This window comes from Marivita lacus, from assembly GCF_014637725.1.
GTDB lineage: Bacteria > Pseudomonadota > Alphaproteobacteria > Rhodobacterales > Rhodobacteraceae > Marivita > Marivita lacus.
In genome coordinates, this window is sequence record NZ_BMFC01000015.1 from 51,337 (window position 1) to 78,136 (window position 26,800).

The window sequence follows — 26,800 nt, forward strand, 5'->3', positions numbered from 1 at the left end:
GTAAGCGCTCCCAGCCAAGCCTTAAATCAAGTTTGATCACGCATATGGTGTGCGGTTTTTCGCGCTGGACGTCATGTCTGCGCAAATCTTGCAATTTAAGTGGAGCGTAATGTCTGTGTCTGGATGGATCGTTTTTCGAGAAATCTATGCCAAGGTCATCTTATCGATCCTTTTTGTCATAGGGGCGATGCTTGTTCTTCAGAGTTCGCTCAATCATCTGAAACTCCGTGCGCTTGTGGCAGAAGCCACATCCTCTCGTTTGCAGATATCTGCCTCGGCGATCGAGGCGGCCATTGTCCGGGCGGAATCCCTGGGGTTCGCCATTGACGAGATGTCCGGGCTTCAGGACCTGATTGATCGCGAGCAGGGGCGTGACCCCTCCATCGCGCACATTCTGATCGTATCGCCTATCGGGACATCAATCCTGTCGAGCGGCTCGGAGGATATACCGCCCTCGGAGCGCGACCAAGTCATGCGGCGCGTATTGGGCAGCGGAGACACCGTCACGCGACTGGACGTGGGCCCGCGGCTGTACACGGGGCGGCTGCTCTATGACAGCAGCAACGCGGTCATGGGAGCGGTCATTCTGACCACTCCGACGGAATCCTTCACCCGCCAGTCCCGTCTGACGTTCTTTCGCATGACAAATGCCTATCTGATCATTTTTGGACTGATCTCTGTGCTGATCATTCCGTTCATCATTTTCCAGTTCGCGTCTGTCCGTCACGCCTATCAGGCGCTTGCGCCGAGCGAGGATGCGGCTTCGGCCGAGGTCGGGGCGGACGCCGACATGTTGCGTGAGGCCATTGCCGAGGGCGATGCCGCCTTCGCCGCTGCGGAGGCGGAGTTCGAAGCGCTTCTGACCGAGGGCAGATCGGCTGCGAGGGGGACACCGGCATGAGTGCTGTGCAACCTGTGTCCCTGATGCGGGGTTTCTCGCGCCGTTTGTTTCTCAGCACCACGGTGGCGATGATCCTTGCTGCGGCGCTCAGCCTGATCGTGACGGTGTCGGAATTCAACGCTGGCCTGCGTCCGTTCCTGGAAGACAAGGCGCGCGCCGTTGCGGTCGCCGTGCAGCGCGACATCGAATATGCGATGCGAATTGGTATCCCTTTTGATGATATTCGCGGGCTCGACACCTATATCGACGACCTCATCGCAGCTCATCCAGAGGTCAAGGCAATGCGCGTGGTTGCTGCCATGGGCAGCGACGAACGGTCCTTGGGACAGGCAAGTTCCCCCCGTCAGGACATGGACATCGATGGTCAATGGGCGACAAACATCATCGAGGAAATCGGTGATGTCACGGCCATCTTGCTGGGTCGTTCCGATGGTTTGGAGACTGTTTCGGTAGATGTGATGCGCGACGGCGTGGTGCTTGCCCGTGTCGAGGCCACGATCGACGAGTCCTATCTCAACGGCAAGATGACATCGGTCTTCTTTGACACTCTGGTGATCCTGATCGCGGTGTCGCTGGTGGCGCTGGAAGTGGTGGTTGTGGTGTCCGCTTCGCAGCTGACAGAGCCTTTTCGACAGGCAGAATCCGCGATCAACCGCCGGGCTTCGGGCGATTTGCGGCAATATCAGGTGGGGCGCGGCTCCAGGCGGATTGCGGAGTTCATCCAGGCACTCAATGCGCAGAATGCGCGCCTGCGGGATGCGCTGACGGCGGCTCTGCGCACTCTAGAGGAGGGGGCGCGGCGCGTGACGCTGTCGGCGTTTGGCGAACGACGGGGGCTCTACATCACGGATACGCGCAGCGGGGCCTCCATCATGGACGCGCGCATTCCGCTTTTCGTGTTCTCCTTTGCCGAGGAATTGCAGAAATCCTTCCTGCCGCTCTTTGTGGCCGAGTTCCACACCGAGAGCGATCTCTTCGCGCGGGACATCATGATGGGGTTGCCGATCTCGGCCTTCATGTTCGTGATCGCCGTCTTCACGCCCTTTGCCGGCCGTCTGGTGGACAGGTTCGGCAACAAGACGCTCTTCATGGCAGGTCTCGTGCCGGCCATTGCGGGTTATCTGATCTGCTTTTTTGCCGCGAGCGCCAATGACATCCTGATCGGCCGCTCGATGACGGCGGTTGGCTATGCCGTCATCACGATCAGCTGTCAGAGCTATATCGCGGCCGTTGTGGTGGCCGAGAACCGGGCCCGCGGGATGGCGATCTTTGTCGGTGTTTTGATGACGGCCACTATGTGCGGCACGGCGATCGGGGCGATCCTGGCGGATTGGCTGGGCTACAAGCCGGTCTTCCTCATCGCCACGGGGTTCTCCCTGCTGGCGGGTGTTCTGGGCTGGTCCATGCTGAGCACGGACCTGCCTGCACCCGAGGTCAAGAAAGTGCCCCAAGGCACCAGCCGCAGCCCGGTTGCGATCCTGATGCGAAACACGCAATTCGTGTTGATCGTGCTGTTCTGTGCGATCCCGGCCAAGGTGATCCTGACGGGCATTCTCTATCTGTTCGTGCCGATCTATCTGGCCAGCCTGGATGCGACCCAATCCGAGATCGGGCGGATCATGATGCTCTATTCGCTGATCATCATTCCGATCAGCCCTCTGGCGTCCGGTTTTGCCGACCGGCTTGGCAAGAACCTGTGGATGGTGATCGGGGCGACGGTGCTGTCGGGCATTGTCCTGCTGGGTCTTTATCAGAATGCCAGTGTGGCGGCTGTTCTTGCAGTTGTGGCCGCTTTGGGGGTTGTGCATGCTTTCCTCAAGGCGCCCTTGATCGTTGCCGCGATGGAAGCGGCCGAGCAGAGCCCGGACATCACCCGGACGGGGGCGCTCAGCCTGTTGCGCACCAGTGAGCGGATCGGGTCCGTGATCGGTCCCGTCGTCGTGGCGACGCTGCTTGTCCAGCTCGACTATGGTCAGGTGGCAGCCATCATCGGCGTGACCGTGACGGTCATGGGACTGGTGATGGCGGGGATTTCCCTCAAGCGTGGAAAGGGTCTGGCCCATGCTTGAGCGTCTCCTTGCCGGCCTGGTCCTGATTGCGGGCTGCAGCCTTCTCGGCCCGATGCCGGCCCTGGCGCAGGCCCAGGAGGGGGCTGACCTGCCTGAACGCCATGTGCACATGGTTGTCTGGCGGGGTTGCGAAGAAGCCTGCAAGGGCTTCATCCGCTATTTTGAGGATCGCGATCTTCCGGTGCGCATCGAGGTGACCGACGTTGCGGGCGACAAGAACCTCTTGCCCGAGGTGCAGACGCGTCTGATTGCCGAGCGGCCCGATCTGGTCGTGACCTGGGGCACCACCGTGTCCAGCTCCCTTCTGGGGACACGGGCAGAGCACGGCACGGGCTCTGCCTTGGGGGACATTCCCGCGCTCTTCATGATCGTGGCCGATCCGGTGGCGTCCGATCTGGTGGAGAGCTACGAGGTCAGCGGCAGGGATCACGTATCGGGGGTGCGCAACCGGGTGCCCGAAGAGGTCCAGCTGCGCTTGATGTTCGAATATTTCCGACCTGATCGGCTGGGCGTCCTGAACCATCCCGGTGAGCTCAATTCGACGCTCAATACCGAAAGTCTGCGCGATATTGCGCAGGAATTCGGCTTCTCCCTGGTCGAGCATCTTTACACGCCCGACGCCCGTGGAGACGTGCCTGTCGCGCAGATCCCCGAGGCCATGGCCGCGCTGAAGGCGAAAGGGGCGGAGGCGATCTATGTCGGTTCCAGCTCCTATAATCTCGAGCACCAGAAAGAGTTTGTCGCAGCAGCTGCGGCGCTCGATCTGCCGGTGTTCTCGGCCTACACGCAGATGGTGGAAGAGGGCGGGGCGCTGATGGCCATTGGCACCAGCTATGCCAATGTGGGGCGCCTGGCGGCGCTGCAGGCGGCAGCCATCGTGCTGGACGGTGAAGCTGCCGGGTCGCTGCCGATCAAGGCATTGAACCGGTACTCGATCATTCTGAACATGACCTCTGCGCGGCAGCTCGGGCTCTATCCGCCCCTGTCGCTCATCGGCGTGGCGGAGGTTGTGCAATGATCTTCCCTGCCTGCCTCGGACGGCCTTTTCTGACGGGGGATATGTCATGGAGCATTTGAAGGCTCCGATCCCCGGGGACCTTCCGTTTGGCATTTATGTCAAGGGAGAAAAGTCCATCTACCGGGCCCTGCGCAATGCGTTCAACGCGGCGCAGGCGGCGTGGCGAAGCCTGTCGGAAACCCAGGAGTCGCTGGAGAACCGGGAATTGGCAGCGGCCAATACGGCGGCCTGGACAGCGCTCGCGGAGCAATGTGAAACCTGTCTCAGGGAGACCTCGAAGGATCTGGAGATCCTGACCTGGTTTACGGCAGCGCAGCTGCATCGGGACCGTCCATTGCAGAATTGCGCCGCCGTCCTGACCGTGCTTGCCGATCTTGTCGAAGAGCATCTCGAGGATCTGCAGCCCGTCCCGCCCTCCGACAAGCTCAAGGGGGATAGCGATGCGGCGCGGGCGTCAGAGATCGCCGAGCTGCGTCTTCGACCTTTCGTGCAGCTGGTCGGCGAGGTCGAAGGCAGTGGGTTGCTTGCGGCTCCGATGACGGCGCATCGGCTGATCGGCGAAGTGACCTATGGCAAGTATATTCTGGCCGAGAAGAACGGCACGCTGGATGCGCTGCGGGCCGAGGCCGGTGCGGCACTCGAGTCGGAAACAGAGGCGTTGGTCCAGAACATCGAAGCGCTGCAGCAGATGGAGCGCCAGTTCGACAGGTTGGATGTAAGGCTCAAGAAATACGCCGCCCAAAATGGTCAGATACCGCCCATGATCGGCTATGGGCGCCGTATCGCGAGTGATATTCTCGCCATGGTGCAGCGGCTTGTCGAGGGCAGGGGCTTTCCCTGGCCTGGTGCTGCGGAGGCAACGTCCGAGACCGAGGTGCCGAGCGGTGCTGCGGACCATGGTGAGGTGGCTGAGGCCGCCCCCCTGGCTGCCCGTGGGGGGGCAGGGAGTGGATTTGACCCCTCTGCCAATCTGGCCAATCGAACGGAGGCTCTGCGGGCCATTGCCGGTCTTGCGACCTATTTCCGGACGACCGAGCCGCATTCGCCGATCTGCCTCTTGCTGGACCGTGCGGTGCGCTGGGGCAACTTGAGCGCAGGCGAGCTGTACCGCGAGATCCTCACCGGAGGCAGTGTCGGCATGGCGCAGATGGCGTTGATGACGGGTCTCGAGAGCCAGGGCTTTTCCGACACGTTCGGCAAGCGCGGTGCAGGGGCTGCAGGGGGGATCGAGCATCCAACCCTGCCTGATTATGCCTCTGCATTGCCTGTGCCAACTGCACCGGCTGTCGCTGGGGCCAGCGCCCCCGCGCCACGCGCTGATCCGACCCCGCCCACGGCGCCAGCGGCCTTGGAGCCGGTTGCGCAAAACCAGGTGGGTGTTTCGACAGAACCGGAGGTTCCGGGGTCTGAACCTGATTTGCCAGTGGAAAATTTTCAATGGTAAATCAATAGCTTAAATCTAAAATTACCTCAACAAAGAAAGAAGGTACACTATGTCCGGATTGTTCATGCGGATCGACGGAATCGACACATTTCCTGGTATGGCCACGGTCAAGGAGATTGCGTCAAAGAAAGGCTTCTTCCCGGTAGACGCCTATTCGGTGGGATTTTCGCGCTCGGTCTATGTTGCCGTGGGCTCGGCTGGAGATGCGGAAGTCGGAGTTCCGGCGATTTCGGATCTCATGGTTTCCCGTGGCGCTGACAATGCCTCGGCCGTGTTGTCGACCCTGTTCTTTGCTCCTGGCGACAAGGGCAAGACATTCGAAATCCTCGAGACCAAGCAGAAGAACGACGGCAAGGGTCTGATCCCGGTCAAGATCATCACCGTGGAACAGGGCCGTCTGAGCAGCTACGACGTGACCCCGGGTCAGAACACCATGAGCATTTCGTTCACCACCGTGTCCATCACCTATTACGTCGAGGACGAGGCGGGTGCCGTGACCAAGGGCGATACCGTCAAGTTCGATCTCAAGACCGGTGAGCTCGTTTCGGGCAATGCCGAAGCCCAGAAGTAATCCCAGGGAGGTGATAGCATGGCACTGAACGCACAACAGAAGCGTGTCAGCAAGAACCGCGTCAGCATCACGTTTGATGTGGAGGATGGCGGCTCGCTGCAGAAAAAGGAACTGCCCTTCATCATTGGCATGATCGGCGGGTATTCCGGTGACCGGGAAGACAAGGAACCCTTGGAAGACCGCACATTCTACTCGGTCGACAAGGACAATTTCAACGACGTGATGGCGCGGGTCGGACCCAAACTGAGCTACACGGTCGAGAACAAGATCCAGGATGACGGATCGGAATTCCAGGTCGAACTCGACTTCAAGTCGATGAAGGATTTCGAACCGGACGCGATTGTCGACAAGGTCGAGCCGCTGCGCAAATTGGCGCAAACGCGTGAAAAACTGATGACACTCGTCGCCAAGGCGGATCGCTCGCGCGATCTGGAAAAAGTGCTCAAGGAAATTCTGCAGGATGCGGACATGGTCAAGGCGCTTGGCGACGAACTGGGCGTCAGCACTCAGAAAGATGGAGAGTAAACGTGTCGGAAACTGAAGCAGGTGGCGGCGCAGCGCCAGCCACGCAAACCGAGGCAAAGGTCAGTCTGCTTGACCGTGCGCTGGAGGCGACGTCCCAGACACCCGTAGATCAGACCAAGGAACTCCTGTCTGTTTTGACGTCCCAGGCAATGGAAGGCTCCATTGTCTGGGATCAGAATGTCGGTGTGACGATCCGCAATGCCGTGGCCGCGATCGACAAGCTGATGTCCAAGCAGATGTCGGCAATCATGCAGAATGACAAGTTCCAGAAGCTGGAGGGGTCCTGGCGCGGGGTTCAGAAGGTTGTCCGGAATTCCGAGCTCGGCTCGCAGCAGAAAATCAAGCTTGTCGACTACAACAAGGAAGAGCTTCTCGAACAGTTCGAGGATGCTCCGGCCGTAGACCGCAGCCCCTTGTTCGAAGCCTTGTACCAGGACGAGTTCGGCACGGCTGGTGGTGAGCCTTACGGTCTTCTGATGGGGGATTATTTCTTCGGCTATGGCGATGAGGATGTGGCGCTTCTGACCTATATGGCGGAAACGGCTGCGGCCTGTCATGCCCCCTTCGTGGCGGCGGCTGGTGCCGATATGTTCGAGTACAAGAGTTTCGAGAGCTTTGCCGAAGGTCGCCCGGTGGCAGCCGGTTTCGACTCTCCGACCTACGCGGCCTGGAATGGGTTCCGTGACAGCGATGAATCACGCTATGTCACCCTGACATTGCCGGCCACGCTTGCGCGCCTGCCCTACGGGGCAAATGGTGGGAAAGCCAAGACCTTCGATTACCATGAATTGGCCACGGACGCGGACGGCAACCAGCGTCCCGCGGACAACAGCGAACTGGTCTGGTCCAACGCTGCATATGACATGGCGCTCAAGATGAACGAGGCGTTCACGGCGTTCGGTTGGTGTACGGCGATCCGCGGTCTCGACAATGGCGGCAAGGTCGATCAATTGCCCAACCTGACCTTCAAGTCGGATGCGGGGGATGTGCAGCAGGCCTGCCCGACAGAGGTGAACCTCACCGATGAGCGGGAAAAGGAACTCTCGGATCTCGGTTTTCTGCCCTTGGTGCATTACAAGAACACCAGTCATGCGGTGTTCATCGGTAGCCAGACGGCGCAGCGCCCGAAGACCTATGTGGACCTGGATGCGACATCGAATGCCGCGATTTCGGCGCGTCTGCCCTATATCATGGCCTCCAGCCGCATTGCGCATTACCTGAAGGTGATGGGTCGGGACATGCTGGGCTCCAATCTGGAGGCCAATGACATCAAGTCCCAATTGCAGTCCTGGATCGACCAGTACACCAATGCGGGCGCGATGGGGAATTCAGAGCGCTCCAAGACACCGCTGGCCGAAAGCACGATCGATGTGATCGAGCAGCCGGGCAAGCCTGGGGCCTATTCTGCCGTGGCCTATCTCCGCCCCTGGTTGCAGCTTGAAGAGCTGACGACCTCGGTCCGTATGGTCACGAAAATTCCGGGCGGGTGATGGATCCTCTGTGACCCATGCTTCGGATCTCATACCATTTCCATCTCCGCTGCCCTCAGAGGCAGTGGGGATGGAATCCGTTCCAGATGCCCGACTGGACCGCCTGCAGGCACGCTTTGCCGATGTGGAGGCGGTGACATCTTTTCTGCGTCGGGCGGTTCTGGACCTGGAGGATCTTCTTTCCACGCAATTGACCGCGGTGCTGGAGGCCCCTGCGTTCCAGCAGATGGAAGCCCGTTGGGCCGGATTGGCCAGTGTTGTCTGGGCCAAGCGCGGGGCGTCATCGGTGAAGATAAAGATTCTCGATTTGAGCTGGGAAGAGCTCTCGCGAGATCTGCATTACACCAGCGAGATGCGCCGATCGGTGCTTTACAACCTGATGGGCCAACGCGAGCTCGACACTCTGGGGGGGGAACCTTTCGGGCTGGCGATGCTTGATCATGGCTTGTCGATGAGTCTCGAGACGGAGTTTGACGACCTCTACACGGCCCAGCTGGTCTGCGAACTGGCAGAAGCTGTCATGTGTCCCATCATCATGGGCCTGGCGGAGGACTTCTTCGGTGAGACCGACGCTGCATGGCTGACGGATGCGCGTCGGATCACCAATATCCTGAACGGGGAAGATTATCGCAGCTGGCAGACCCTTCGCAGGCTGCCCAATGCGCGGTTCCTGGCACTGGTCATGCTCCGGACACAGTTGCGGGGACGCTACGAGGATCTCGATATCGGGTTTCGCTTTCATCAATGGCCCTCCGAGAGTGACGGGCTCTGGGGGTCTGCGGGGTATGATTTCCTGCGCACGGCCATTGCGGAATTTCTGCGCTGTGCCTGGTTCGGGTTTCTCAAGCTTGTCGGCGCGACCCCGGGAGAGGGGGCTGTTCTGGCTTCCACCGAGCATCCGATCCCGAAAGGGTGTATCCGTGGGGGGCGTGCGCAGTTGCGCATGACCCGCAATCTCGCGCATCTGTATTCAGAGCAGGGCTTCATCCCGCTTGCCGAAAGCCCCAAGACGAACCTGCTTTATTTTGTCGGCAACCGCTCGGTCACCGAGACAGGGGGGGCGGCGGCGGCCGAGATCGTGACCCAGCTGCAATCGGTGATGATTGCCTGCCGGATCGTGCATTATCTGAAGGTGCAGATCCGCGCGCTGATCGGCCAGGTCAAGACCTCTGCGGAATGCGAGCAGATCCTCAATGACTGGTTTGATCCCTATGTCTCGGGCTCCAGCAGTTCGAATGAATTGCAGGCCCGCTTCCCGCTGCAGGGCGCGCGTGTGCGGGTCACGGAATCCGTCAGTGACCGGGCCCGGTTTCAGTGCGAGGTCATCGTGCGCCCGCAATACCAGATCGACAATGTGCTGGGGGATATCACGCTGCGCACGGATTTCGGTGCGGGCAAGCCTGGAAAGGCGGCGTAGATGAGTTTTGCCTCTGCCTTTCTCAACAGGCCGGATGACCAGAGCATCGAGGATCGCGTTGGGTTTCATATCGAAACCCTGCTGCAATCCATTGCACCCGAACAGGTTGTCGGGCCGGAATTGCCCAATGTGCGCCTGTCGAACCTGTGTTTCGGCGTGCCCATGGACTGGGCCCTGGGCGAGGGACAGCGCAACACGCAGGTGCGCAGCATGCTGCGGGACCGGCTTGAGAAATTCGAGCCACGCCTGGCGTTGATGTCCGAGATTTCCCTGCAGGAAGATACGACCGAGAACGCGGTGACCTTCTTTATTGCCGGCGCGGTGCGCAGCCAGAACGGGACGGACAAGGTCGAAATCGTCAAGACCCTGTCCCGGATGGATCAATATGCCGAGGGGGCCGGCTGATCCGATGGACCAGATCCTCCAGTATTACGAAACCGAGCTCGACTACATGCGTCGCGCCTTCGATGCGTTCGCGGCGACCCATCCGCAGAAAGCCAAGGCGCTGGGGATCAGTGCGGGGCGCTCGTCGGATCCGGATGTCCAGCGGTTGGCGGATTCGGTGGCCCTGCATGCGGCCCGTCTCTCCAAGCGTCTCGATGATACCCTGCCGGAAACCGCGCTTGATCTGATCCGCATGCTGGCCCCCACGTTCCTGCTCGGGGCGCCCAGCTATGGGGCGGTCAAGCTCGATGCGCAGGCCGATGAGCTCAGTGATCCGGTCACCCTGAGGGCAGGGACACGCATGCCGGTGACGCTGACCGCTGACAGCACGGACTGCCTGTTCACGGTGGCGCGCGATGTCGGTCTCAAACCCTGCGAGATCCGCGCTGTGACACTGGAGCGTGCCCCGCTTCGGTTCGATGTGCCCGAGGATCTGCGGGGCTGTGAGGCGGCCATTTGCATCACCCTTGCGCCTTTTGATGCCAGTCAGGGCTTGCGGGATGTCGGGCTCGACAGGCTGGAGCTTTACGTGTCGGCGTCGGGGGGCCGCAAGCACCGCCTGATCGATGTGCTCAGCGGAGACGTTCTGGGTGTGGGCTATGCAGCGGCCCGGACGGATCTGCAGCGGGCGCGACAGAGCCATATGGTGCCCCTGGACGGGTTCGGACTCACGATGGGGTGGGACAACAGCACCTTCCTGCCGCGGGAGGCGTCGCAGCCCCCGGCACTCTCGCGGCTGCGGGATTTCCTGGCCTATCCGGACAAGGCGTCATTCTTCACGCTTTCCCAGACGGATGGGGGGTTCCAGGCCTGTCCCACGGGCCCGGTCGAGCTGCGGTTCTTCCTGTCCAGCGAGGGCGCACAGAAACTGTCTTCGGTGGAACTCGGGGACCTGGCGACCAATGTCGTGCCGGTCGTGAACCTCTATCTCGATCAGTCTCTGCCGGTGCGGTATGATTATGCCCGGACCCAGGTGCCGGTCAAACCGAGTTCGGCCTCGGATATGAATGTGGCCTGTCTTCAGATCCGCGACATCCGCAAGCTGACCTCGGAAGGGGAGGCTTTGCTGCCGCGGATCACCTCGCCCCGACGGCGCGATACCCGGACATTGCCGGTCTGGCAGGAGCGCTTTGTCGTTGGCGAATTCGACCTTGCGCGCCGCGAGGTGAGTTTTTCCGTCGAGGCCGGCCTTGGTCCCGATCCCGAGCCGCTGGATTTCGTGGCTGATCTCTATTGCTCCAACGGCAAGGCGGCCTTTGCATTGCGTCCGGGCACGCGGGTGTTCTTCAGTGACGATCGCCTGGCCGAGACCCCGTTTCGCCTGCTTGATGAGCCCAGCGTGCCCATTCTGCCGGACATGCGGGCGGAACGCTTGTGGGATGTGCTCTCGCTCATCAACGGCAACTTCACCACCGTGTTCGATGCGCAAAGCCCGGTAGAAGCGCTCAAGGAGGCGCTGCATCTGTGTGCCCCGTCCGGCTATGCGGATGTGGCAAACGCGATATGGGATGTGACCGTGACCCAATCCATCGCGCCGGTGCAGATCGGCCGGAAGGTGCTGTTGTCCTCGGGCAGCCAGATCGAGGTCGTGCTTGATATCGAGGCGCTGCCCTTTGCCCGGCATGTTTTTGCAACCGCGCTGCATCTCTATTTTGCCTCTCTCATCAGCTATGACCGGTTTTTCAAGCTCAGCCTGCGGGAGCGCGGGCGCAACCAGCCGTTCAAGGTCTTCAAGCGTCAGCATGGGGGCCAGGTATGCGGATAAAGGACAAGACCGCCCGGGTTCTGATCGACTTGCCGCTTGTGCAGGCTGCGCGTCTGGATGTGCCGCATTATACACGTGCCTTGCAGGAGGGTGCGTTCGATCCCTATCCCGATGGCACGCAATCGGGCGGCGTGCTGGCGCAGAACAGCGGGATCACCTCGACCGCACTGGCCGGAGCGCCTTTGACCAGCTTTGACAGTGCGCTTCCCGACCATATCCAGTTTGCAATGCTTTCGGCCGTGCACGGTGATGATACGGGGTTGCGGGATTTCCTGGCACTTTTTGACCGCCGGTTGCTGGCGCTCGAGGTGCGCGCGCGCCGGGCGTCGGTTCTGGTGGCCACCCAGGATGAGCGTGGTCGCACCGCGGCATCGATCCTGTCCCGGCTTTTGCGCATGCTCAAACGCAGCCCCGAGGAGACCCGTTATCTCAAGCTGCTCATGCCGCTTCTGTCGCGCACCCGCAGCCTGGAAGGTCTGCGCGAAATGTTGGGATGGTGGACTGGCTCTACGGTGTCGGTTTCCGCCAGGTTCGATACCTTGCGCTGCATCGACCGTGACAGTCTGAGCAGCCTGACCACGTCTCGGCAGTCGGCCGTGGCGCTGGGGCAGGGGGCGCTTCTGGGTCGGTTCGGGCGCACTCCGATGGGGCATATCTCCGTACGGATCGCCTGCGCTGACCGCGCGGCACTTGATGCGTTGATCGGCGACACGCAAGGCTTGGCCGAGCTGCGTTCGGTCACGGCGCAATATCTGCGCGAGCCGGTGCCAGTGAGCTTTTATGCCACGATCACGCGGCGCTGTCTTACCGCGCCGCGTCTTTCGGCACATCCTGCGCGGGCGGATCGTCTTGGCGCGTATAATCTTTTGAGGCCCGAGCACCGCCCTGATGCGCGGGCCAGCATCAAACTCACTCAAATCTCAGCATAAGGTATGTTCCATTGGCCAGCCTGACGAAACTTGTCGCCCGTCTCTCCCCCTCCCTGAAAGCCGATCTCGAAAATGCGGTTGGCGAAGCCATCAAGCGCAAGGCCGCCACGGTCGAGCCGGCGCATTGGCTTTATCACATCATTTACGGCAGCAATGCCGAAATGCGGGCGTTTCTTGAGGATCAAGGCGTCAACCTGTCTGAACTGCAATCCGAGCTGGAACGGGAGATGCCGCATGGATCGGGCAATGGACAACAGCAGCCGACCCTGTCCGGGTCCCTGAGCAAGCTCATCGAGCAGGCCTGGCTGCATGCTTCCGTCGAGATGTCTCTGGGTCAGATCACCCCAGAGGTGTTTCTCCTGGTGTCCCAGCTGCCCAACACGCTGGGTGCCAAGGCCGTGACCCTGCAGGGTCTCAGGCCGATGTCCACGGATGCGCTGGGAGCTTTTGCGGCTGACCAAAGCCGGAGCATCGCAGCCTTGTCCCCTGAGGGGGGGCGTGGCCATGCTGCCGGTGGCGGTGACGGGACCGCCTTGCAGAAATACACGGTCAACCTGACTCAGCTTGCCCGCGATGGCGCGCTGGACACGGTTCTGGGCCGCACGAACGAGGTTGCCAAGGCCATTGATGTGCTGTTGCGCAAGCGTCAGAACAACCCGATCCTTCTGGGCGCGCCCGGGGTGGGCAAGACCGCCGTGGTCGAGGGTCTGGCGCAGAAGATCGCCTCGGGTGAAGTCCCCAAACAATTGCGAGGCGCTGATCTTGTCAGTCTCGACATGGGACTCTTGCAGGCGGGTGCGAGTGTGAAGGGCGAATTCGAAGAGCGCCTGAAAAACGTCATCAAGGAGGTCCAGGCCTCCGAGAGACCCATCATCGTCTTCATCGACGAGGCCCATACGATGATCGGAGCGGGGGGCACCGAAGGGCAGAACGATGCCGCGAACCTTTTGAAGCCGGCCCTGGCCCGGGGTGAGTTCCGCACAGTGGCGGCCACGACCTTTGCCGAGTACAAGAAGTATTTCGAGAAGGATCCGGCCCTGTCGCGCCGTTTCCAGCCCATCACCATCGACGAGCCCTCCCGTGATGCCTCCGTCAACATCCTGCGTGCCGTGGCCGAGGGATTGAGCAAGCACCATGATGTGCTGGTGCGCGAAGAGGCCATCAAGGCGGCCGTGGATCTGTCGATCCGCTTCATGCCGTCGCGGCGTCTGCCGGACAAGGCTATCAGCCTGATGGACACGGCTTGCGCCCGGGTGGCCCTGTCGCAGCATGCGCGCCCGGTCCAGATCGAGACATTGGAGGAAGAGCTGCGCTTCGTGGAGGCCGAACTGGCCAAGTCGGAGGCGGATGCGCGCATGTTTGGCGATGCGGGCTTTGATCCGACTGCGCTGAACTCCAGCATCGAGGACCTGCAGGCCACGGTCGCGGACCGGATGTCCATGTGGGAGGATCAGAAGGAAAAAGTGCAGCAGAGGCTTGCGGCCGCGCGTGTGGCGGCGGGCGATGATGGTGTCGTAGCCCCGGCGGTCGAGACCGGCGATGCGGGAGAGATCATCCTTGTGCATCCTTGGGTGACGCAGGCCACGATTGCCGAGGTTGTTTCGGATTGGACCGGTGTTCCGATTGCCAATCTCGGGGCCAGCGAGGCCGAGCGGCTTCTGGGCCTCGAGGACACGCTCAAGGAGCGGGTGATCGGGCAGGATGATGCCATTGCGGCCATCGCCCGTTCGCTCAAGATTTCCCGTGCCGGCTTGACGGATACGCGCAAGCCCATCGGCGTCTTCCTGATGTGTGGCCCTTCGGGTGTCGGCAAGACCGAGACCGCCCTGGCCATCGCCGACCAGTTCTTTGGAGGGGAAGACGCGGTCACGACGATCAACATGACCGAGTTCAAGGAAGCCCATAAGGTGTCGATGCTGCTGGGTGCGGCTGCGGGCTATGTCGGCTATGGCAAGGGCGGGGTTTTGACCGAGGCCGTGCGCCGCCGGCCGTATTGCGTGCTGTTGCTCGACGAGATGGAGAAAGCCCATCGCGAGATCCAGGACGTCTTCTTCCAGATTTTCGACAAGGGGCACATCTCCGACAGTGAAGGCAATGAGGTCGATTTCCGCAACACGATCATCATCATGACATCCAATGCCGGTGGTGAAGAGATCCGCGACTACATCACCGGGGCCGATCATGACCCGAGCTCGCAGGAACTGTCTGATCACCTGCGTCCCTTGCTGCTCGACTGGTTCAGCCCCGCCTTTATCGGCCGGACCGAACTGATCGCCTATCGTCCTCTGACACCGGAGGTCGGCAGCAAGCTCACGGAGATTCATCTCAATCGGATCAAGAAGCGGATTGCCGCACAATACGGGGCCACGTTCGGCTGGGAACAGAGCTTTGTCGATTATGTCGTGCAGGCCAATTCCGACCCCCTGTCCGGAGGGCGTGCGCTTGAGGCGATCATCAACAAGAAATTCCTGCCGCGACTGGCCGAGGAATGCATTGCCCGGGTGATCGAGGACAAGCCGATGCGGTCGATCTCGGTGGCGCATGACGGGTCCGATGTCGTTCTGAGCATGGAGTGATCTTGATGAGACGACGCATCTTCCATGGGGGCCGGCATCGGATCCGGGGAGCGGTGGCGGTGCTGTGCACCTGTGTCCTGGGTCTGTCCGATCCGGCCTGGGCGCAAAGCTCTCCGGTGCTCCGGCTTGCGACACAGGACTTGCCGCCCTACCAGATGATCGAAGGCGATGCGATGACCGGTATCGCGGTCGAGCGCGTGCGCTGCGCTCTGGATGCGATCAATGTCCCTTACGAGCTGCACATGACGGTGTGGGCGGATGCGCAGCTTGGCACGCAGACCGGGCGTTTCGACGGGTTCTTCGTGGGATCGGCGACCAATACCCGGGCCAATTACGCCGTGCCCTCGGAGGCGGTCGTTTCCGAGGATCTGGCCTGGTACCTGCCATTGGGATCCGATATCGATCCCAATGATCCGGGCGATGCGCTCTCGGCGCGGTACAGCGCGAAATTCGCCACCTCGAAATGGCAGCTTCTGCATCGCAACGGGTACAATGTCGTGATGCGGCCACGTGATGCGGAAGCGCTTTTGAACATGCTGATCGTGGGGGATATCGACGTCGCCCTCGAATACGAGATGATCTTCGCACATTACATGGAAAAACGCGGATTGTCCGAGGATCAGTTCCGGAAAATCCCGTTTGGCCGCCAGGATATGAGCGTCCATTTCTCCAAACAATATACGGAGGCCAATCCTCTCTTCCTGTCCCGTTTCAACAGCCAGGTGCAACGCTGCATGTCGGAGCCCCAATGACCTTGAGTGTTCAGCTTTTGCAGATCCCGCCCACTGAGACGGTGATGAAGCGGGAGTTCTATCTCACTGGGGCGTCCTTCACGGTTGGACGTGATTTCGGGTCAGATATCTGTCTGCCGGATCTGGCAGAGACCATTGCGCCAACACACCTGGTCGTCAGCAAGACGCCGTCAGGTGGGTATGCAGTCAATGACACGAGCATTTCCGGGGCCATCATGAATGGCCGACCCTTGCCGCCAAAGCAGCCACAGCCACTCCAGGATGGGGATGTCGTCAGCTTTGCGGGCTACAAGCTGCTGTTCGGCATCGTTGAATCCGCACGTCAGGAAGAGCCTGTAAACGATTTTCTTGAAAGGAGATTCATTGTTGAAACCGATATGTCCGATGATGCGCCGCTGCTGCCCGATCAGGAGATCGAAGAGGTCTTTCCGGAGCCTGACATGGGGTTCTCGGGCAGCGAGATGGATCTGGATCCCGATCTCATGTTCGACCCTTTTGCCGAGGGTCCCGAGATGCGGGAACCGCCGCGCGCCGAGTCCCATCCTCAGCCAGCGGCTGCCGAACCGGCTTTCGCAGAACCGGGCGAGGTCATGGAGATGACGCGCTATCAGACCGCGCCGGCGCTCCAGAACACCCATCTGCGAGCAACTCTTTATCGAGAGCAGGTGTCCACGGCGATGGAGCGGGCGCTCGAGCGGTTTCTTGACGAGATGGATCCGGCTGTCCTGCAAGAGGATTACGACGAGTATATCCCGCGTCTCGTGAACCATCAGAAGCGGTACTGGAAGATTCATTCCCGGCAGTTTTCCAGAAAAAAAGCCAGTGGAGAGTTTCGGCGGACCTTCATGGCGCTGTTTGCAGAGGAGATGCGCAAGCTATGAAGGTGTTTCGTCATATAGTGCTGCTTGCAGCGACATGTCTGCTTGTCGCCTGCGCCGCGGAGCCAGAGCCACCGATGCCGGTGAACAAGACGCTCAGCGTGCAGGCCGGGCCGAATGTCAATCAATACAACAACGCGGCCAATCCAATCGTGGTGCGCCTGTACCAGCTCAGTTCACGCAGCGAATTCGAGGCTGCGGATTTCTGGGGGATCTTCAACGACAACGCGCCTGATCTTGCGGGCGTTGTTCTCGACAAGCGCAGCCTCTCGCCGCTCTACCCCGGTGAAACACGCCTGGTGGCCTTCGACCTGGAACCGGACGTGTTCTATTTGGGCGCCTTTGCGGAATTTGCCGATTTTGAAACCCAGCAGTTTCGCGCGGCAGTGCCGATCGATACCGAGAGCCTCGACAATGGTGTGACGATTTCGGTCACGTCGTCCGGCGTGTCGATCCAGTTCCGCAACCCTGTGGATGAGACGGAAGACGCGGAAGAGGAGAAGAAGGGATTTGGCCTGCTTGCCTGGCTCTTTGGAGGAGGCAAGTGATGTATGGCAGCATAGTCTGGTCAGAGGGCATGTTCATTGCCCCGCAACACTTCCAGCATTTCGACAGTGCCTTGCAGCGCTATGTCAACGAAGTGGCCCAGCTCGATCTGCTCTCCGGTGATTACGGTGTCAGCGAGCTGGAGCTGAACACGGACGCGCTGGCCATAGGCAAGTTCGCGGTGCGTGGTGCTGCGGGCATTCTTCCGGATCGCCTGTTCTTTCGGCTTGCCAGGGAGTTGGTCATCGACATTCCGGATGGGCTGGTGGATGAACTCGTTCACATCGCTGTTCCCTTGGCGATCACCGGAGCATCCCAGTTCGGTGAGCCGGGCGAGACAGCCCGGATGATCAAGACACGCCGGGATCTTCGGGATCTGAATGATCCTGACAATGAGCCCGTGGAGACCGAAATGGCGGATGTGGGGGCAAGCCTGCAGCTGGGCAGTGTCGATCTGTCCGGTTTTGCCACCATTGCGGTGGCACGCATCCTGGAGAAGACGGCCGAGGGCAGGGTGATCCTCGATCGCGCCTTCATGCCTCAGGCCATTGACCTGCGTGCCTCGCGCATCCTGGCGGAGCGTCTGGAGGAGACCATTTCGCTGGCGCGGGTGCGGGCTGCAAATGCTGCAGGGCGCGTGGCCACGCAGACCGGCATGCGCAGCGAGGCGAGCCTGATGACCGAGCGGCTTGAGCTTCAGGTCCTCAACCGATGGCTTCTGGTGTTGCAGAATGCAAGACATCTGGGACGTGTCTCGCCCCGCGCGCTGTTCGGCCATCTCGCCAGCCTCTCGGTGGAGCTTGATGCCATTCTGGGCCAGGCCACACCCGAGACATTGCTTTATGATCCGGCAAAGATGGCCGAAAGCTTCGAGGAGGTTCTGGGAACCTTGCGCCGCAAGCTCACACTCGAAAAGCCGGCCAGCGTCATGGCGCTGTCGTGGAATACGGAACTGTTTGAAAATCGCCGTCTGTTGCGCCTGATCATTCCAGCCCGGGTTCTGGCCGAGGAGCGGCGTCCCATTCTGGCACTTTCGGGGCCGGATGGGGCAACGGCGCTGGCGCAACTGGGACCATTGGCGTGCAAGCTTGCGGGTTTGTCGGCAATGCCGGAGCTTGTTTCGCGTGGTTTGCCCGGCGTGGACCTGACGCTGCTTTCGGCAGCCCCGGCTGAACTGCGCTCCCGGAGTGACGCGGCATTTTTCGCCATAAACACCAGCAGCGCGCATTGGCAGCGCTTTCTCAACAAGCGTGAGGCGCTTGCTCTGCATGTGGATGACCGGATCTCCACGGTGGACGCAACCCTCTACATGCTGGGCTGAACATGAACGGGCATTCCACAGACAGACCCAAGCCCAGTGACACGCCGGAAGGTGGGTCCGGGCAGCCTGCACCGGCGGGTATGAGCCGGCTTTCGCCGGTCTCTGCCACGGATCTGCAGAACCTGGACCGGGCGTTGCGACATTATACGGGGTCTGACAACACGCTGATCAACGTCTCTGCCGATCTGCTCGCGGTCTGTGGAGTGATGAGCCGCCTGACACCGGGCGCAGAGCTCAACACGACCCGAATGGAATTGTCGCGCGCGATCATCGATCTGAAATACCGGGTCGTCAATCTCGACTACCCGTCTTCGGTTGCAGAGAACCTGTGTCTGCTGTTTGCCATCACGCTGGATGAATTTGTCATGCTGAGCCCGTGGAGCCGGGAAAGAGGCTGGGAAAACCGCACCCTGGTTGCCGATCTGTTCGGGTTTCGTGATGGGGGAGACCGTTTCTACAACATTGCCGAACGGGCCTTGATGCAGCCCAAGGCGCTGCGCGAATTCCTGGAAATCCTCTATCTGTTCCTGAAGCTTGGCTATCGCGGGAAATACACGCGCGGGACCGAGAACGAGCGCGACCGATTGATCCATCGCATCGAAACCGCTCTCAGCCTCGTGTCGCACTCCGCAGACGTCAAACCCGTGGGTCGGATGATCCGGGACACGAAGGCGCCCAGGCGCCGGATCTCGACAATGCGCAAACTGGTTGCCGCCGCCACCGCCATTGCCGTGATGTCCGTGGGGGTCTGGGCAGCCCGCAGCCAAATGGAACATCATATCTATACCACCTTTCAAGAGCGCCGCGCCCTGGCTGAGACCGAGGGCGCGGTCGATTTCATCTTCAGCAGCGAAAACGGGTCTCTTGTTGCCCGGCCCCGACCATGAAACCCGGTACCTGGCTGAAATCCGCGATTGCGATCTTCGCAGCTGTCATGCTGGCGCAGCTTGCCTACCTGGCGGCGCGTTTTTTCAGCGGTGTGGTGTTCTCCTTGCCGTATCTTGTGTGGCTTGGCGCGGTGCTGCTGCTGTCGCTGATCGGGGCACTTGTTGTGTTTCTCTACCGCAAGCGCATCTGGGTCCATGATCCGGTGGCGGTCGAACTGCGGGCGTTGCGGCTGGCTGCCGCCAGACAGTATCGCCAGGCCCGGAGCCGTGCGCGCATCATCGATCGCAACCCGATGGGGGTGCCGTGGTATTTTTTCCTCGCCATGGAGAAAGAGACGCGATCGACCGTGATGGCCGAACTGGGGTATGTCGGGTTCGGTGACGCGCTGGTCCACAAGGGCCTGACCTTCACCACCTGGACCTCTCCAACCGCGGTGGCGTATCGGATCGAGGTCGCGCCGGGGACGGATCTCTCCTTTGATCTGCTGAACATGGTGCTGCGGCATCTGATGCGGAACCGACCAAGCCTCGCCGTCAACGGGGCATTCGTGGAATACGAGCTTGCGGGCTTGATGCAGACGGCGGCGACCGAGACCGGCAATGCGTCCAATATCAACCGTATATTGAATGTGGCGACGGACCAGTTCGGCATTGATGTGCCTGTGCATGTGGCTCTGGTCGGGCTCGAACATCTGCCGGATCTGGCTCGCGCGGCCATCCTGACCGATCATCTGGGCGCTGGTGTCATCTTCGGCGGGTTCCTGTCTCCGGAGGAACCAAACCTGACGGCGCAGGTGGACCGGTTGTTCCAGGATATGACCAAAAGCCTGACAGCGACCCAGTTCTCTGCTTTGCAAAAACAGCTTTCACCTGATTTCTGTGCATCCCTGCTCAATGCGCCCTTGCAGCTTGCCTTGCTCAAGGCGCAGTTGAACGATCGCATGACCGGTTTGGCGCAGCCCTTGCCGCCACGGCGGATGCCGCTGAACCTGCAAAGCATCGTCTTTGTCGGAGCGCGTTCCGGTATGCCTGCGGTTGATCCGCTCAGCCAGGTCTCGGGGCAACGGTTTTTCAATGGCACCCCGATCCTGGCCCTCCAGGAGGCTGCTCCGGACAGTGTGACGACTGAAAATGCAGGTCTTCTGGCCACGGCCTATCACCGGGAGAGCTTCATTGCCGAGCCAAACCGGCGCTATGCGGTTCAGGCGAAGCTGAGCAGCACGTTCTGGTCCGTGCTGTTGTCGGGTCTTGTTGGAATGTTTGGTCTGGCGGTCTGGGAAAACCATCGCAGCTACGAGCGCGTCAATGCAGATGTCAATGCAGCCTTTGATGCATTCTATTCCAAGGTGGGCAGCATCACGACGGATGGTGATTTTCTCGTGGAGCGTGTTCTCATGCTCCAACCCATCCGCACCAGCCTTGGTGCATATGAGGTGCTGAATGTCCAACATTACCGGCCGTTCCTGCCCAGATGGTCGATGCAGGAGACATATGAACGCCTGTATGACGAGGAACTCACGCAAGGGCTGCAGACCACGCTGGTTGATTTCATCGAAAAGGAAACCTTTGTATTCAATGACCTTGCCGACGGTGTTCAACTGATCCGTCTGGCTTCCGTGGAAGCGCAGTTCCATACCGATCAGCAGCGCTACCAAGAAGAGCTCATGGAGTATTTCACCAGCGGCCTGGCTGAACAGGGTGAGGTGTCGGGGGAATTCCAGAAGCAGTTGCGCGCCACGCTTGAGGATCTTTTTGCGCTCAATCGACCGCCAGAGCAACGCAATGACAGCCTGCGGGCCGTCGTCGCCAAGACCCTTGCAGGCTTGGATACGGCAGAGCTGCTGTACGCGTCTCTGATGCGCCGCAGCGCCTATGCCGAGCGGGTCGATTTGAGGCAATTGATCGGACCGCGCTTCTTTGAGGTTTTTGTGCCCATCGAGGACCCCCAGATATATCTCGTGCCGCGTGGCTATACCCGGGCCGGGTTGGATGCGCTGTTTGAAAACGGCAACATCCCGGAACTGTCGGAGCTGTTGAGCCGCTATGAAGAAGTGATCGGGGCACTCGATACTGCCACGGAAAACGCCATTCTGCGCCGCGTAGCACAAAGCTATACGGCCGATTACATTTCCAGCTGGAGTGCCTTCATATCAGCCTTGCGGCTGCGGGACGCGGAAAGCTGGGGAGATGCGCAAGTTCTCATGCAGGCGCTGACCAACCCATCCGAAAATCCGATCGACCGTCTTGTCCGTGCCCTTTCGGACAATACGGACATACGTGTTTATCTTGATGCTCCGGCGCCCGCTGCCACAGATGCTCCCGAACCGGTGGACGCCACCCCGGTTCTTGCCCCTGCATCAGCCAGTGTCGAGGCCGCGGCGGCGTTCAACATCCGAACGGCGTTCCGTCCTTATCTTGATGCGCTGCGCAGCGAAGGTGAGCAGAAAAGCCAGTTCGATCTTTTCCTCACCTATGCTCGTGATGTCACGCTGTGGTTGGAAGAGGCCGGCAGTGCCGCCAATGGGGCAGGGCAATTTCTCTTCGAGCGTTTCCAGAATGCCGAAAGCGTCAACCCGCTCGCAGTGCTCAACGCGTTTGTCACCCGCTCGGAGCTGGAAATCATCCGCAATTTCGGGCGCAGCATTGCCACCACGCTTGACAACAGCGCCATGCAATTCGTCTACGAATTCATCGACGGTCAATGGCAGCGTCAGATCCTTGTGCCCCATGGGGCGTCCCTGACGATGGCTTTCCCCTTTGATGCCTATAGCGATGCGGATTTCCCGTTGACGGAATTTACCGATCTGTTTGCAGCGCAAGGCAAGCTCGCGAGCTTTGAGGCAACCTATCTGTCACGGTTCAAGACGGATGATGGGGTGTTCCTTCCACAATCGACCTTCCTGCTGACAGGCAATGCGGATCTCACGCAGGACGCGAAGGCGGCATTCTCGCGGTTCAACCAGATCAGCGCCTCCATGTTCAGTGACGACAAACCCTATCTCGAATTCTCGGTACGCACAGGTTTCATGTCGAATACCCTGAGCCAACTGATCGTTTCTTCAGGGGTCACCTTGCATCAGTTTCGGCATGGCCCCGTATTCTGGGACAAGCAGGCCTGGCCGGTGGCGGGGCTGCAGAACAGTGATCTGAATTTGCGGTTTTTCGCCCGTTCTCGAGCCGTGTTCGACCAAACATACAAGGGCCCCTGGTCCTGGTTCAGACTGGTTCAGGACGGATCGGCCTCTTTGAACCCGTCACTGGGTCTGGCAGAAGCCTCCTTTGCCGGGGATGTTGGAAACGTGACGTTGCAATTCGACGCGCAGGTTCGGTTCACACCGTTTGCACCCGGCTTCTTTTCAGAGATCTCGATCCCCGAGCGCCTTTTTTCTTCGACCGGTGGCGCGGATGTAGAGTGAACCGATCTGCAATGTCGTAGGTGCCTTGCGTGATGGAGCTCAGCACGGGCGTGTCCTGGAAGGACATTTTATTCGGATCTCGTTATCAGGACGGCTTCCGGTTGTTCCTCGATGATGGCCATGTCGACATGGATTCCAATCTGGTCGAGAATGCCATCAGAGTCCCCGCCATGACGCGGCGCAACACATTGTTTTGCCGGTCACGAGGAGGGGGCCGGTTCTTGGGCAAGGTTTGCAAGCCTGATCGGCACATGTCGCCTGAACGACGTCAACCCCTATGCATACTTGCTCGATCTATATACCAAGCTGGTGTTGCTCGGTCATGCCAGCATCGAAAGTCCCAAGGAATACATCGGCATCGAACAGGCCGAAGCCTTGGAAATTGCGCGCAAGTACCATCTCTGAGCCATGCAGACCTATCTTGAAAAACGCCAATCCTACCAGTCCTGTGAGCGGCAGGTCGCGGAACTGACCGCATTTGCAGAACGCGGCGGCTATGACGTGGTCGGTTTGTTCAAGGCAACAGCCTCCGGAGCCTCAGCCAATCGCGCCCCCGCAATCAGATCCTCGATCTCGCGCAGGCCCGGCAGATAGACGCCATTCTGGTCAGCGAGCTTTCCCGGTGGGGGCGGTTCACTCAGGACCTGCTCGATACCCTCAATCGCCTCGCGGGCTGGAAAGTCTCGGTCGTGGCCATGAACGGCATGACCTTCGAGCTCGACACACCTCACGGTCGGATGCTGGCCGGGATCGCGCAATTCGAGCGTGACCTTCTCAGCGAGCGCGTGAAATCCGGCCTTGCCGCCGCACGGGCGCGCGGCAAAAAGCTTGGCCAACAGCTGGGACAGCGCCCGAAGTCTGACAAGCTTGCCCCAAAAGTGCTTCAGGCAATCGAAGAGGGAAGGTCATACCGATGGATCGCCAGAGACCTCGGCATCTCAAAAAACACCGTGCTCGAAATCATGAAACGGCAAAGGGAAAATCTTTAGCAGGGATCATCTTGCCCCCTACTGGATTCTACCCCTTGGTACACCTACTACCAGCGCCACAGCCGCTCTAGTGAATGGTAAAGGCGACGGCAGCCCCCGGAACGCGGAAAGACGGGCGGGCTGCACGCGACATGGTGCAAAGGACGCGATCCGCGAACCATCTGACATTTGCCATTGGCCCGAAGACGCGATGCAGACCGCGCAAGACATCCTGCAAAGGACGTGATGCGTGATGCGGAAGACGCGTGACACGATACATTGCGCACGATACGTGATGCATTTGACAGAAGACGTGAAATCGGCCCCAAAGACCGATTTTCTACATTGAGTACAAACCCTTATGTCCGACTCCGCTTGTGCTGGGAGTCGGCGGGCTTGTACGAAGTTGGCAAGAAATAGGAACGTATACTTCACATGCCGAGCAGCCGCCGATTGACCGATCAGGAGCGCCGACAGATCGCCCAGCAGCGCGCAAAGGGTGTGCCCGAGCGCGAACTGGCGGTCCGGTTCTCGGTTTCCCGGAAGACCATCTACAACGCTCGGAACCATGGTCGGGTGACGCGCTCGGCTAATGACAGCCGGACCCGTGTGCTGACAATACGTGTTAGCGACCGCGACCTCCGGGGCTTCGATGCGGCGCTTTCAGGCGTAACAGGCCCGAGCGTGCATATTTGATCGTTTGGTGGGACAAAAGGCGTACAAGCTATACGCCTGAACGCTGCAGGTACATGACAACGTTTTCGGCGGGGAACTTGAAGCCTCGGCCATCGGAGACGCGCTCTGCGCTGATCGGATATTTTGGCCTGTTTGGATTGATGGCGACGATGCGGAAGAGTTCATCCTTCGATCGGAAGGTGCGGCCGTGATCCGCGGGCTCCAAGCCGAAATGAGGCGCGAGCACCTCGAACAGGGCCTTCTCTGGTGAGTAGATCTCGCCGTTCTCTTGCGGGATGCCGACGCGGAAGCTGATCTCGAAGCTGTGGCGCAGGTTGATATCCGCGAGATCGCCCCCTTCGACAGTCAGCCCGTGTGTTTCGGCCACGGTGAGGCATGCCTTCATCATGTCCCAGCGCAGCCGGTCGCAAAGCTCTGGGGTCAGGTTGCGTGGTGGTGGGACCTTGGCCCGTGTTTGCATAGGCACCTTGGGTGCGGAAGGCTGTCGCTTGCGTGGAGGCTTTTTCATGCAGTCCGCCCCTCTATGATATCATTGCCCGTCAGCATTTCAGCCTTTGCTTTATAGACAGTACCGCGCGAGATCCCCATTTCGCGGGCAATTTCCGTTGGGGAGAAGCCTGCACCAAGCTTGGCCTGAATGGTGGCCATGTCGATCTTGGGTGGGCGACCGCGATAGACCCCTTTGCGTTTCGCGGCCTTGATCCCTTCAGCCTGCCGCTCGCGGCGGAGATTGGTTTCAAACTCCGCAAAGACGCCAAGCATGTCGAAGAACGCTTTGCCCGTCGCCGTGGAGGTATCCACGGGCTGCTCGGTGGCCGCCAGATGCGCGCCCTTTTCTTTCAGCCGCGCAACGATGATCTGAAGATCCTGCATTGAGCGGGCAAGCCGGTCGATCCGCGTCACCACCAGGGTTTCGCCTGGGTGAATAAAGTCGAGGATGGTTTTCAATTCAGGGCGGCCTTCAAGCGTCGCGCCACTGCGCTGTTCTTGGCGCACCATCCCACATCCTGCGGCTGTCAGCGCCTCAATTTGAGCATCGAGGTTCTGATCGACGGTCGATGTTCGGGCATAGCCGATTTTGGGGCTCGATCTGTTCATTTTGGGTGTGCCCCTGACATGATGTGTTCACTATCTCGAAACAGACCCAAAGTGAACACGCAAATCGCATGTTCTGGTGTTTATGCGCGCCGTCATTACGGGTATACTCATAGTAGCGCTCAAGCCGCGATACGCTCGTAATCGATCCGGGCCTCCAAATCGATATCCTAGCGGCCATAGGGTGTGATGTGCGCATAGATTAACGGCGTCAGGCCGCGATAGTCCTCTGGAGACAGTCGGGCACCTCGATTTTTCACTGTCGTCGGCTGATCTGCACGAGTTTTGTGGCGTGAAGCCGACAGGAAGTGGCTTTTGGGGATGTTTGGCGGCATAGCCATGGCCCGTTTCGCCTGGTCATGGCGGTCTTCGGCCCCGTCGGCCTGAAGTCCACGTCCCGGATCACGCGGGGTAAGGGTTCAGGCGGCGCAGTTGCGCCAGCCGTCGCATGTTGTAGGCAAGGTTCTTCATTCCGATCTTGGCCTTTGCGCGGATCAGTCCGACGGTGCGCACCAGCGTCCCGCCCATGTCGTTGGTCTGGGCGCCGAAGACATGCTCGACCCGCGCGCGCACGGCGGATTTGGTCCGGTTGCTGCTCTTGCCCTGTTCGGTCAGCGGCTTGCCGCGCTTGCCCTTGCGATGGATGCGGCTTCTCAGCCCTCGGGCGCGCAGCTTGGCCTCCATCTCTTCGGAACGATAGGCCGGATCGGCTCAGACGTCCGAGCCGGTGTTGCCTTGCATGAGCAGGTGATCCACCGCCTGGCTATCGTGCAGGGCCGCGTCGCTGACGTGGTAACGGCGGACCAGCTTGTGCTTGCGGTCCACATTCACATGGTTCTTGTAGCCATAGTGACTCTTGCCGTGCTTCTTCGTCCAGCGGGCGTCCGTATCTTTCTGCGACCGCCTGGCGGGCTTGTCGGCCCAGCCCTCGGGCACCTCGCCGTTCTTGATCGCCTTGTTTTCCTCGCGCGTGTTGTGGTTCTTCGGCACCGGCACGATGGAGGCGTCCAGGATCTGCCCGCCGCCCGCGATGTAACCCTGCCGCGCCAGATAACCGTCGAACTGCTTGAACAGCGCCTCGACCACCCCGGC

22 protein-coding genes and 2 pseudogenes are annotated in these 26,800 nt (G+C 60.2%); 21 read left to right on the forward strand and 3 right to left on the reverse strand.

What is annotated here, in order from left to right; translation table 11 throughout:
* Positions 1-49 precede the first annotated feature (49 nt).
* The 21 genes and pseudogenes from IEV82_RS19865 to IEV82_RS19965 all read left to right on the forward strand — a co-directional run bounded on the left by IEV82_RS19865 (position 50) and on the right by IEV82_RS19965 (position 24,613).
* Positions 50-901 carry a hypothetical protein gene (locus IEV82_RS19865; RefSeq protein ID WP_188483828.1) on the forward strand — a complete coding sequence of 284 codons (852 nt, stop codon included), beginning with the start codon at positions 50-52 and terminating at the stop codon, positions 899-901.
* The gene (locus IEV82_RS19870) at positions 898-2,970 is read left to right on the forward strand and encodes an MFS transporter (RefSeq protein ID WP_229747932.1); all 2,073 of its coding nucleotides are present in this window, start codon (positions 898-900) and stop codon (positions 2,968-2,970) included. The genes IEV82_RS19865 and IEV82_RS19870 overlap by 4 nt, the downstream gene beginning before the upstream one ends.
* Positions 2,963-3,988 carry an ABC transporter substrate-binding protein gene (locus IEV82_RS19875; RefSeq protein WP_188483829.1) on the forward strand — a complete coding sequence of 342 codons (1,026 nt, stop codon included), beginning with the start codon at positions 2,963-2,965 and terminating at the stop codon, positions 3,986-3,988. Before IEV82_RS19870 ends, IEV82_RS19875 begins: the two co-directional genes overlap by 8 nt.
* A 46-nt stretch (positions 3,989-4,034) precedes the next feature.
* Positions 4,035-5,432 carry a type VI secretion system protein TssA gene (locus IEV82_RS19880; RefSeq protein ID WP_188483830.1) on the forward strand — a complete coding sequence of 466 codons (1,398 nt, stop codon included), beginning with the start codon at positions 4,035-4,037 and terminating at the stop codon, positions 5,430-5,432.
* 49 nt (positions 5,433-5,481) lie between these two features.
* A complete protein-coding gene (locus IEV82_RS19885) occupies positions 5,482-6,003 on the forward strand; it encodes a type VI secretion system tube protein Hcp (RefSeq protein ID WP_188483831.1) in 522 nt (173 codons plus the stop codon).
* Positions 6,004-6,021: 18 nt separating this feature from the next.
* Complete coding sequence (tssB, locus tag IEV82_RS19890; RefSeq protein ID WP_188483832.1) at positions 6,022-6,528, forward strand: type VI secretion system contractile sheath small subunit; 507 nt, start codon at positions 6,022-6,024, stop codon at positions 6,526-6,528.
* A 2-nt stretch (positions 6,529-6,530) separates the two neighbouring features.
* Positions 6,531-8,018 carry a type VI secretion system contractile sheath large subunit gene (tssC, locus tag IEV82_RS19895; protein WP_188483833.1) on the forward strand — a complete coding sequence of 496 codons (1,488 nt, stop codon included), beginning with the start codon at positions 6,531-6,533 and terminating at the stop codon, positions 8,016-8,018.
* Positions 8,019-8,088: 70 nt separating this feature from the next.
* Complete coding sequence (locus tag IEV82_RS19900; RefSeq protein ID WP_188483834.1) at positions 8,089-9,435, forward strand: type VI secretion system contractile sheath domain-containing protein; 1,347 nt, start codon at positions 8,089-8,091, stop codon at positions 9,433-9,435.
* Positions 9,436-9,840 (forward strand): GPW/gp25 family protein, encoded by a 405-nt coding sequence (locus IEV82_RS19905; RefSeq protein WP_188483835.1) that lies wholly within the window; start codon positions 9,436-9,438, stop codon positions 9,838-9,840.
* 4 nt (positions 9,841-9,844) lie between these two features.
* On the forward strand, positions 9,845-11,644 hold the full coding sequence (tssF, locus tag IEV82_RS19910; protein WP_188483836.1) for a type VI secretion system baseplate subunit TssF: 1,800 nt from the start codon (positions 9,845-9,847) through the stop codon (positions 11,642-11,644).
* On the forward strand, positions 11,635-12,573 hold the full coding sequence (locus IEV82_RS19915; protein WP_188483837.1) for a type VI secretion system baseplate subunit TssG: 939 nt from the start codon (positions 11,635-11,637) through the stop codon (positions 12,571-12,573). The genes tssF and IEV82_RS19915 overlap by 10 nt, the downstream gene beginning before the upstream one ends.
* An 11-nt stretch (positions 12,574-12,584) precedes the next feature.
* Positions 12,585-15,149: a type VI secretion system ATPase TssH gene (tssH, locus tag IEV82_RS19920; RefSeq protein ID WP_188483838.1), complete on the forward strand. Its 2,565-nt coding sequence runs from the start codon at positions 12,585-12,587 to the stop codon at positions 15,147-15,149.
* Between the two features lie 5 nt (positions 15,150-15,154).
* The gene (locus tag IEV82_RS19925; RefSeq protein WP_188483839.1) at positions 15,155-15,901 is read left to right on the forward strand and encodes a substrate-binding periplasmic protein; all 747 of its coding nucleotides are present in this window, start codon (positions 15,155-15,157) and stop codon (positions 15,899-15,901) included.
* Positions 15,898-16,782, forward strand: coding sequence for an FHA domain-containing protein (locus IEV82_RS19930; protein WP_188483840.1), 885 nt, complete (start codon positions 15,898-15,900; stop codon positions 16,780-16,782). The genes IEV82_RS19925 and IEV82_RS19930 overlap by 4 nt, the downstream gene beginning before the upstream one ends.
* Complete coding sequence (gene tssJ / locus IEV82_RS19935) at positions 16,779-17,327, forward strand: type VI secretion system lipoprotein TssJ (protein ID WP_188483841.1); 549 nt, start codon at positions 16,779-16,781, stop codon at positions 17,325-17,327. Before IEV82_RS19930 ends, tssJ begins: the two co-directional genes overlap by 4 nt.
* On the forward strand, positions 17,327-18,646 hold the full coding sequence (gene tssK / locus IEV82_RS19940; protein WP_188483842.1) for a type VI secretion system baseplate subunit TssK: 1,320 nt from the start codon (positions 17,327-17,329) through the stop codon (positions 18,644-18,646). Before tssJ ends, tssK begins: the two co-directional genes overlap by 1 nt.
* Positions 18,647-18,726: 80 nt before the next feature.
* The gene (gene icmH / locus IEV82_RS19945) at positions 18,727-19,533 is read left to right on the forward strand and encodes a type IVB secretion system protein IcmH/DotU (RefSeq protein WP_188483843.1); all 807 of its coding nucleotides are present in this window, start codon (positions 18,727-18,729) and stop codon (positions 19,531-19,533) included.
* A complete protein-coding gene (locus IEV82_RS19950; protein ID WP_188483844.1) occupies positions 19,530-22,949 on the forward strand; it encodes an ImcF-related family protein in 3,420 nt (1,139 codons plus the stop codon). The genes icmH and IEV82_RS19950 overlap by 4 nt, the downstream gene beginning before the upstream one ends.
* 86 nt (positions 22,950-23,035) lie before the next feature.
* Positions 23,036-23,354, forward strand: a pseudogene (locus tag IEV82_RS19955) (IS66 family transposase); the annotation flags it as partial.
* 197 nt (positions 23,355-23,551) lie between these two features.
* Positions 23,552-23,938, forward strand: coding sequence for a recombinase family protein (locus IEV82_RS19960; RefSeq protein WP_229747934.1), 387 nt, complete (start codon positions 23,552-23,554; stop codon positions 23,936-23,938).
* Between the two features lie 432 nt (positions 23,939-24,370).
* On the forward strand, positions 24,371-24,613 hold the full coding sequence (locus IEV82_RS19965) for a helix-turn-helix domain-containing protein (RefSeq protein WP_188483845.1): 243 nt from the start codon (positions 24,371-24,373) through the stop codon (positions 24,611-24,613).
* A 28-nt stretch (positions 24,614-24,641) separates the two neighbouring features.
* On the opposite strand, the gene IEV82_RS19970 is transcribed toward IEV82_RS19965, so the two are convergent.
* The 3 genes and pseudogenes from IEV82_RS19970 to IEV82_RS19980 all read right to left on the reverse strand — a co-directional run.
* Positions 24,642-25,121 (reverse strand): hypothetical protein, encoded by a 480-nt coding sequence (locus IEV82_RS19970; RefSeq protein WP_229747933.1) that lies wholly within the window; start codon positions 25,119-25,121, stop codon positions 24,642-24,644.
* Positions 25,118-25,711 carry a recombinase family protein gene (locus IEV82_RS19975; protein WP_188483846.1) on the reverse strand — a complete coding sequence of 198 codons (594 nt, stop codon included), beginning with the start codon at positions 25,709-25,711 and terminating at the stop codon, positions 25,118-25,120. Before IEV82_RS19975 ends, IEV82_RS19970 begins: the two co-directional genes overlap by 4 nt.
* 399 nt (positions 25,712-26,110) lie before the next feature.
* Positions 26,111-26,800: pseudogene (locus tag IEV82_RS19980) on the reverse strand (IS5 family transposase); the annotation flags it as partial.

What these genes read in the sequence shown, in the direction of transcription:
- IEV82_RS19880 (WP_188483830.1), top strand. Translation starts at nt 4,035, where the DNA reads ATGGAGCATTTGAAGGCTCCGATCCCCGGGGACCTTCCGTTTGGCATT.
- IEV82_RS19970 (WP_229747933.1), bottom strand. Translation starts at nt 25,121, where the DNA reads ATGAAAAAGCCTCCACGCAAGCGACAGCCTTCCGCACCCAAGGTGCCT.
- IEV82_RS19875 (WP_188483829.1), top strand. Translation starts at nt 2,963, where the DNA reads ATGCTTGAGCGTCTCCTTGCCGGCCTGGTCCTGATTGCGGGCTGCAGC.
- IEV82_RS19925 (WP_188483839.1), top strand. Translation starts at nt 15,155, where the DNA reads ATGAGACGACGCATCTTCCATGGGGGCCGGCATCGGATCCGGGGAGCG.
- IEV82_RS19905 (WP_188483835.1), top strand. Translation starts at nt 9,436, where the DNA reads ATGAGTTTTGCCTCTGCCTTTCTCAACAGGCCGGATGACCAGAGCATC.
- IEV82_RS19870 (WP_229747932.1), top strand. Translation starts at nt 898, where the DNA reads ATGAGTGCTGTGCAACCTGTGTCCCTGATGCGGGGTTTCTCGCGCCGT.
- IEV82_RS19900 (WP_188483834.1), top strand. Translation starts at nt 8,089, where the DNA reads ATGGAATCCGTTCCAGATGCCCGACTGGACCGCCTGCAGGCACGCTTT.
- tssJ (WP_188483841.1), top strand. Translation starts at nt 16,779, where the DNA reads ATGAAGGTGTTTCGTCATATAGTGCTGCTTGCAGCGACATGTCTGCTT.
- IEV82_RS19930 (WP_188483840.1), top strand. Translation starts at nt 15,898, where the DNA reads ATGACCTTGAGTGTTCAGCTTTTGCAGATCCCGCCCACTGAGACGGTG.
- tssB (WP_188483832.1), top strand. Translation starts at nt 6,022, where the DNA reads ATGGCACTGAACGCACAACAGAAGCGTGTCAGCAAGAACCGCGTCAGC.
- tssK (WP_188483842.1), top strand. Translation starts at nt 17,327, where the DNA reads ATGTATGGCAGCATAGTCTGGTCAGAGGGCATGTTCATTGCCCCGCAA.
- IEV82_RS19915 (WP_188483837.1), top strand. Translation starts at nt 11,635, where the DNA reads ATGCGGATAAAGGACAAGACCGCCCGGGTTCTGATCGACTTGCCGCTT.
- tssF (WP_188483836.1), top strand. Translation starts at nt 9,845, where the DNA reads ATGGACCAGATCCTCCAGTATTACGAAACCGAGCTCGACTACATGCGT.
- IEV82_RS19975 (WP_188483846.1), bottom strand. Translation starts at nt 25,711, where the DNA reads ATGAACAGATCGAGCCCCAAAATCGGCTATGCCCGAACATCGACCGTC.
- IEV82_RS19950 (WP_188483844.1), top strand. Translation starts at nt 19,530, where the DNA reads ATGAAACCCGGTACCTGGCTGAAATCCGCGATTGCGATCTTCGCAGCT.
- IEV82_RS19885 (WP_188483831.1), top strand. Translation starts at nt 5,482, where the DNA reads ATGTCCGGATTGTTCATGCGGATCGACGGAATCGACACATTTCCTGGT.
- icmH (WP_188483843.1), top strand. Translation starts at nt 18,727, where the DNA reads ATGAGCCGGCTTTCGCCGGTCTCTGCCACGGATCTGCAGAACCTGGAC.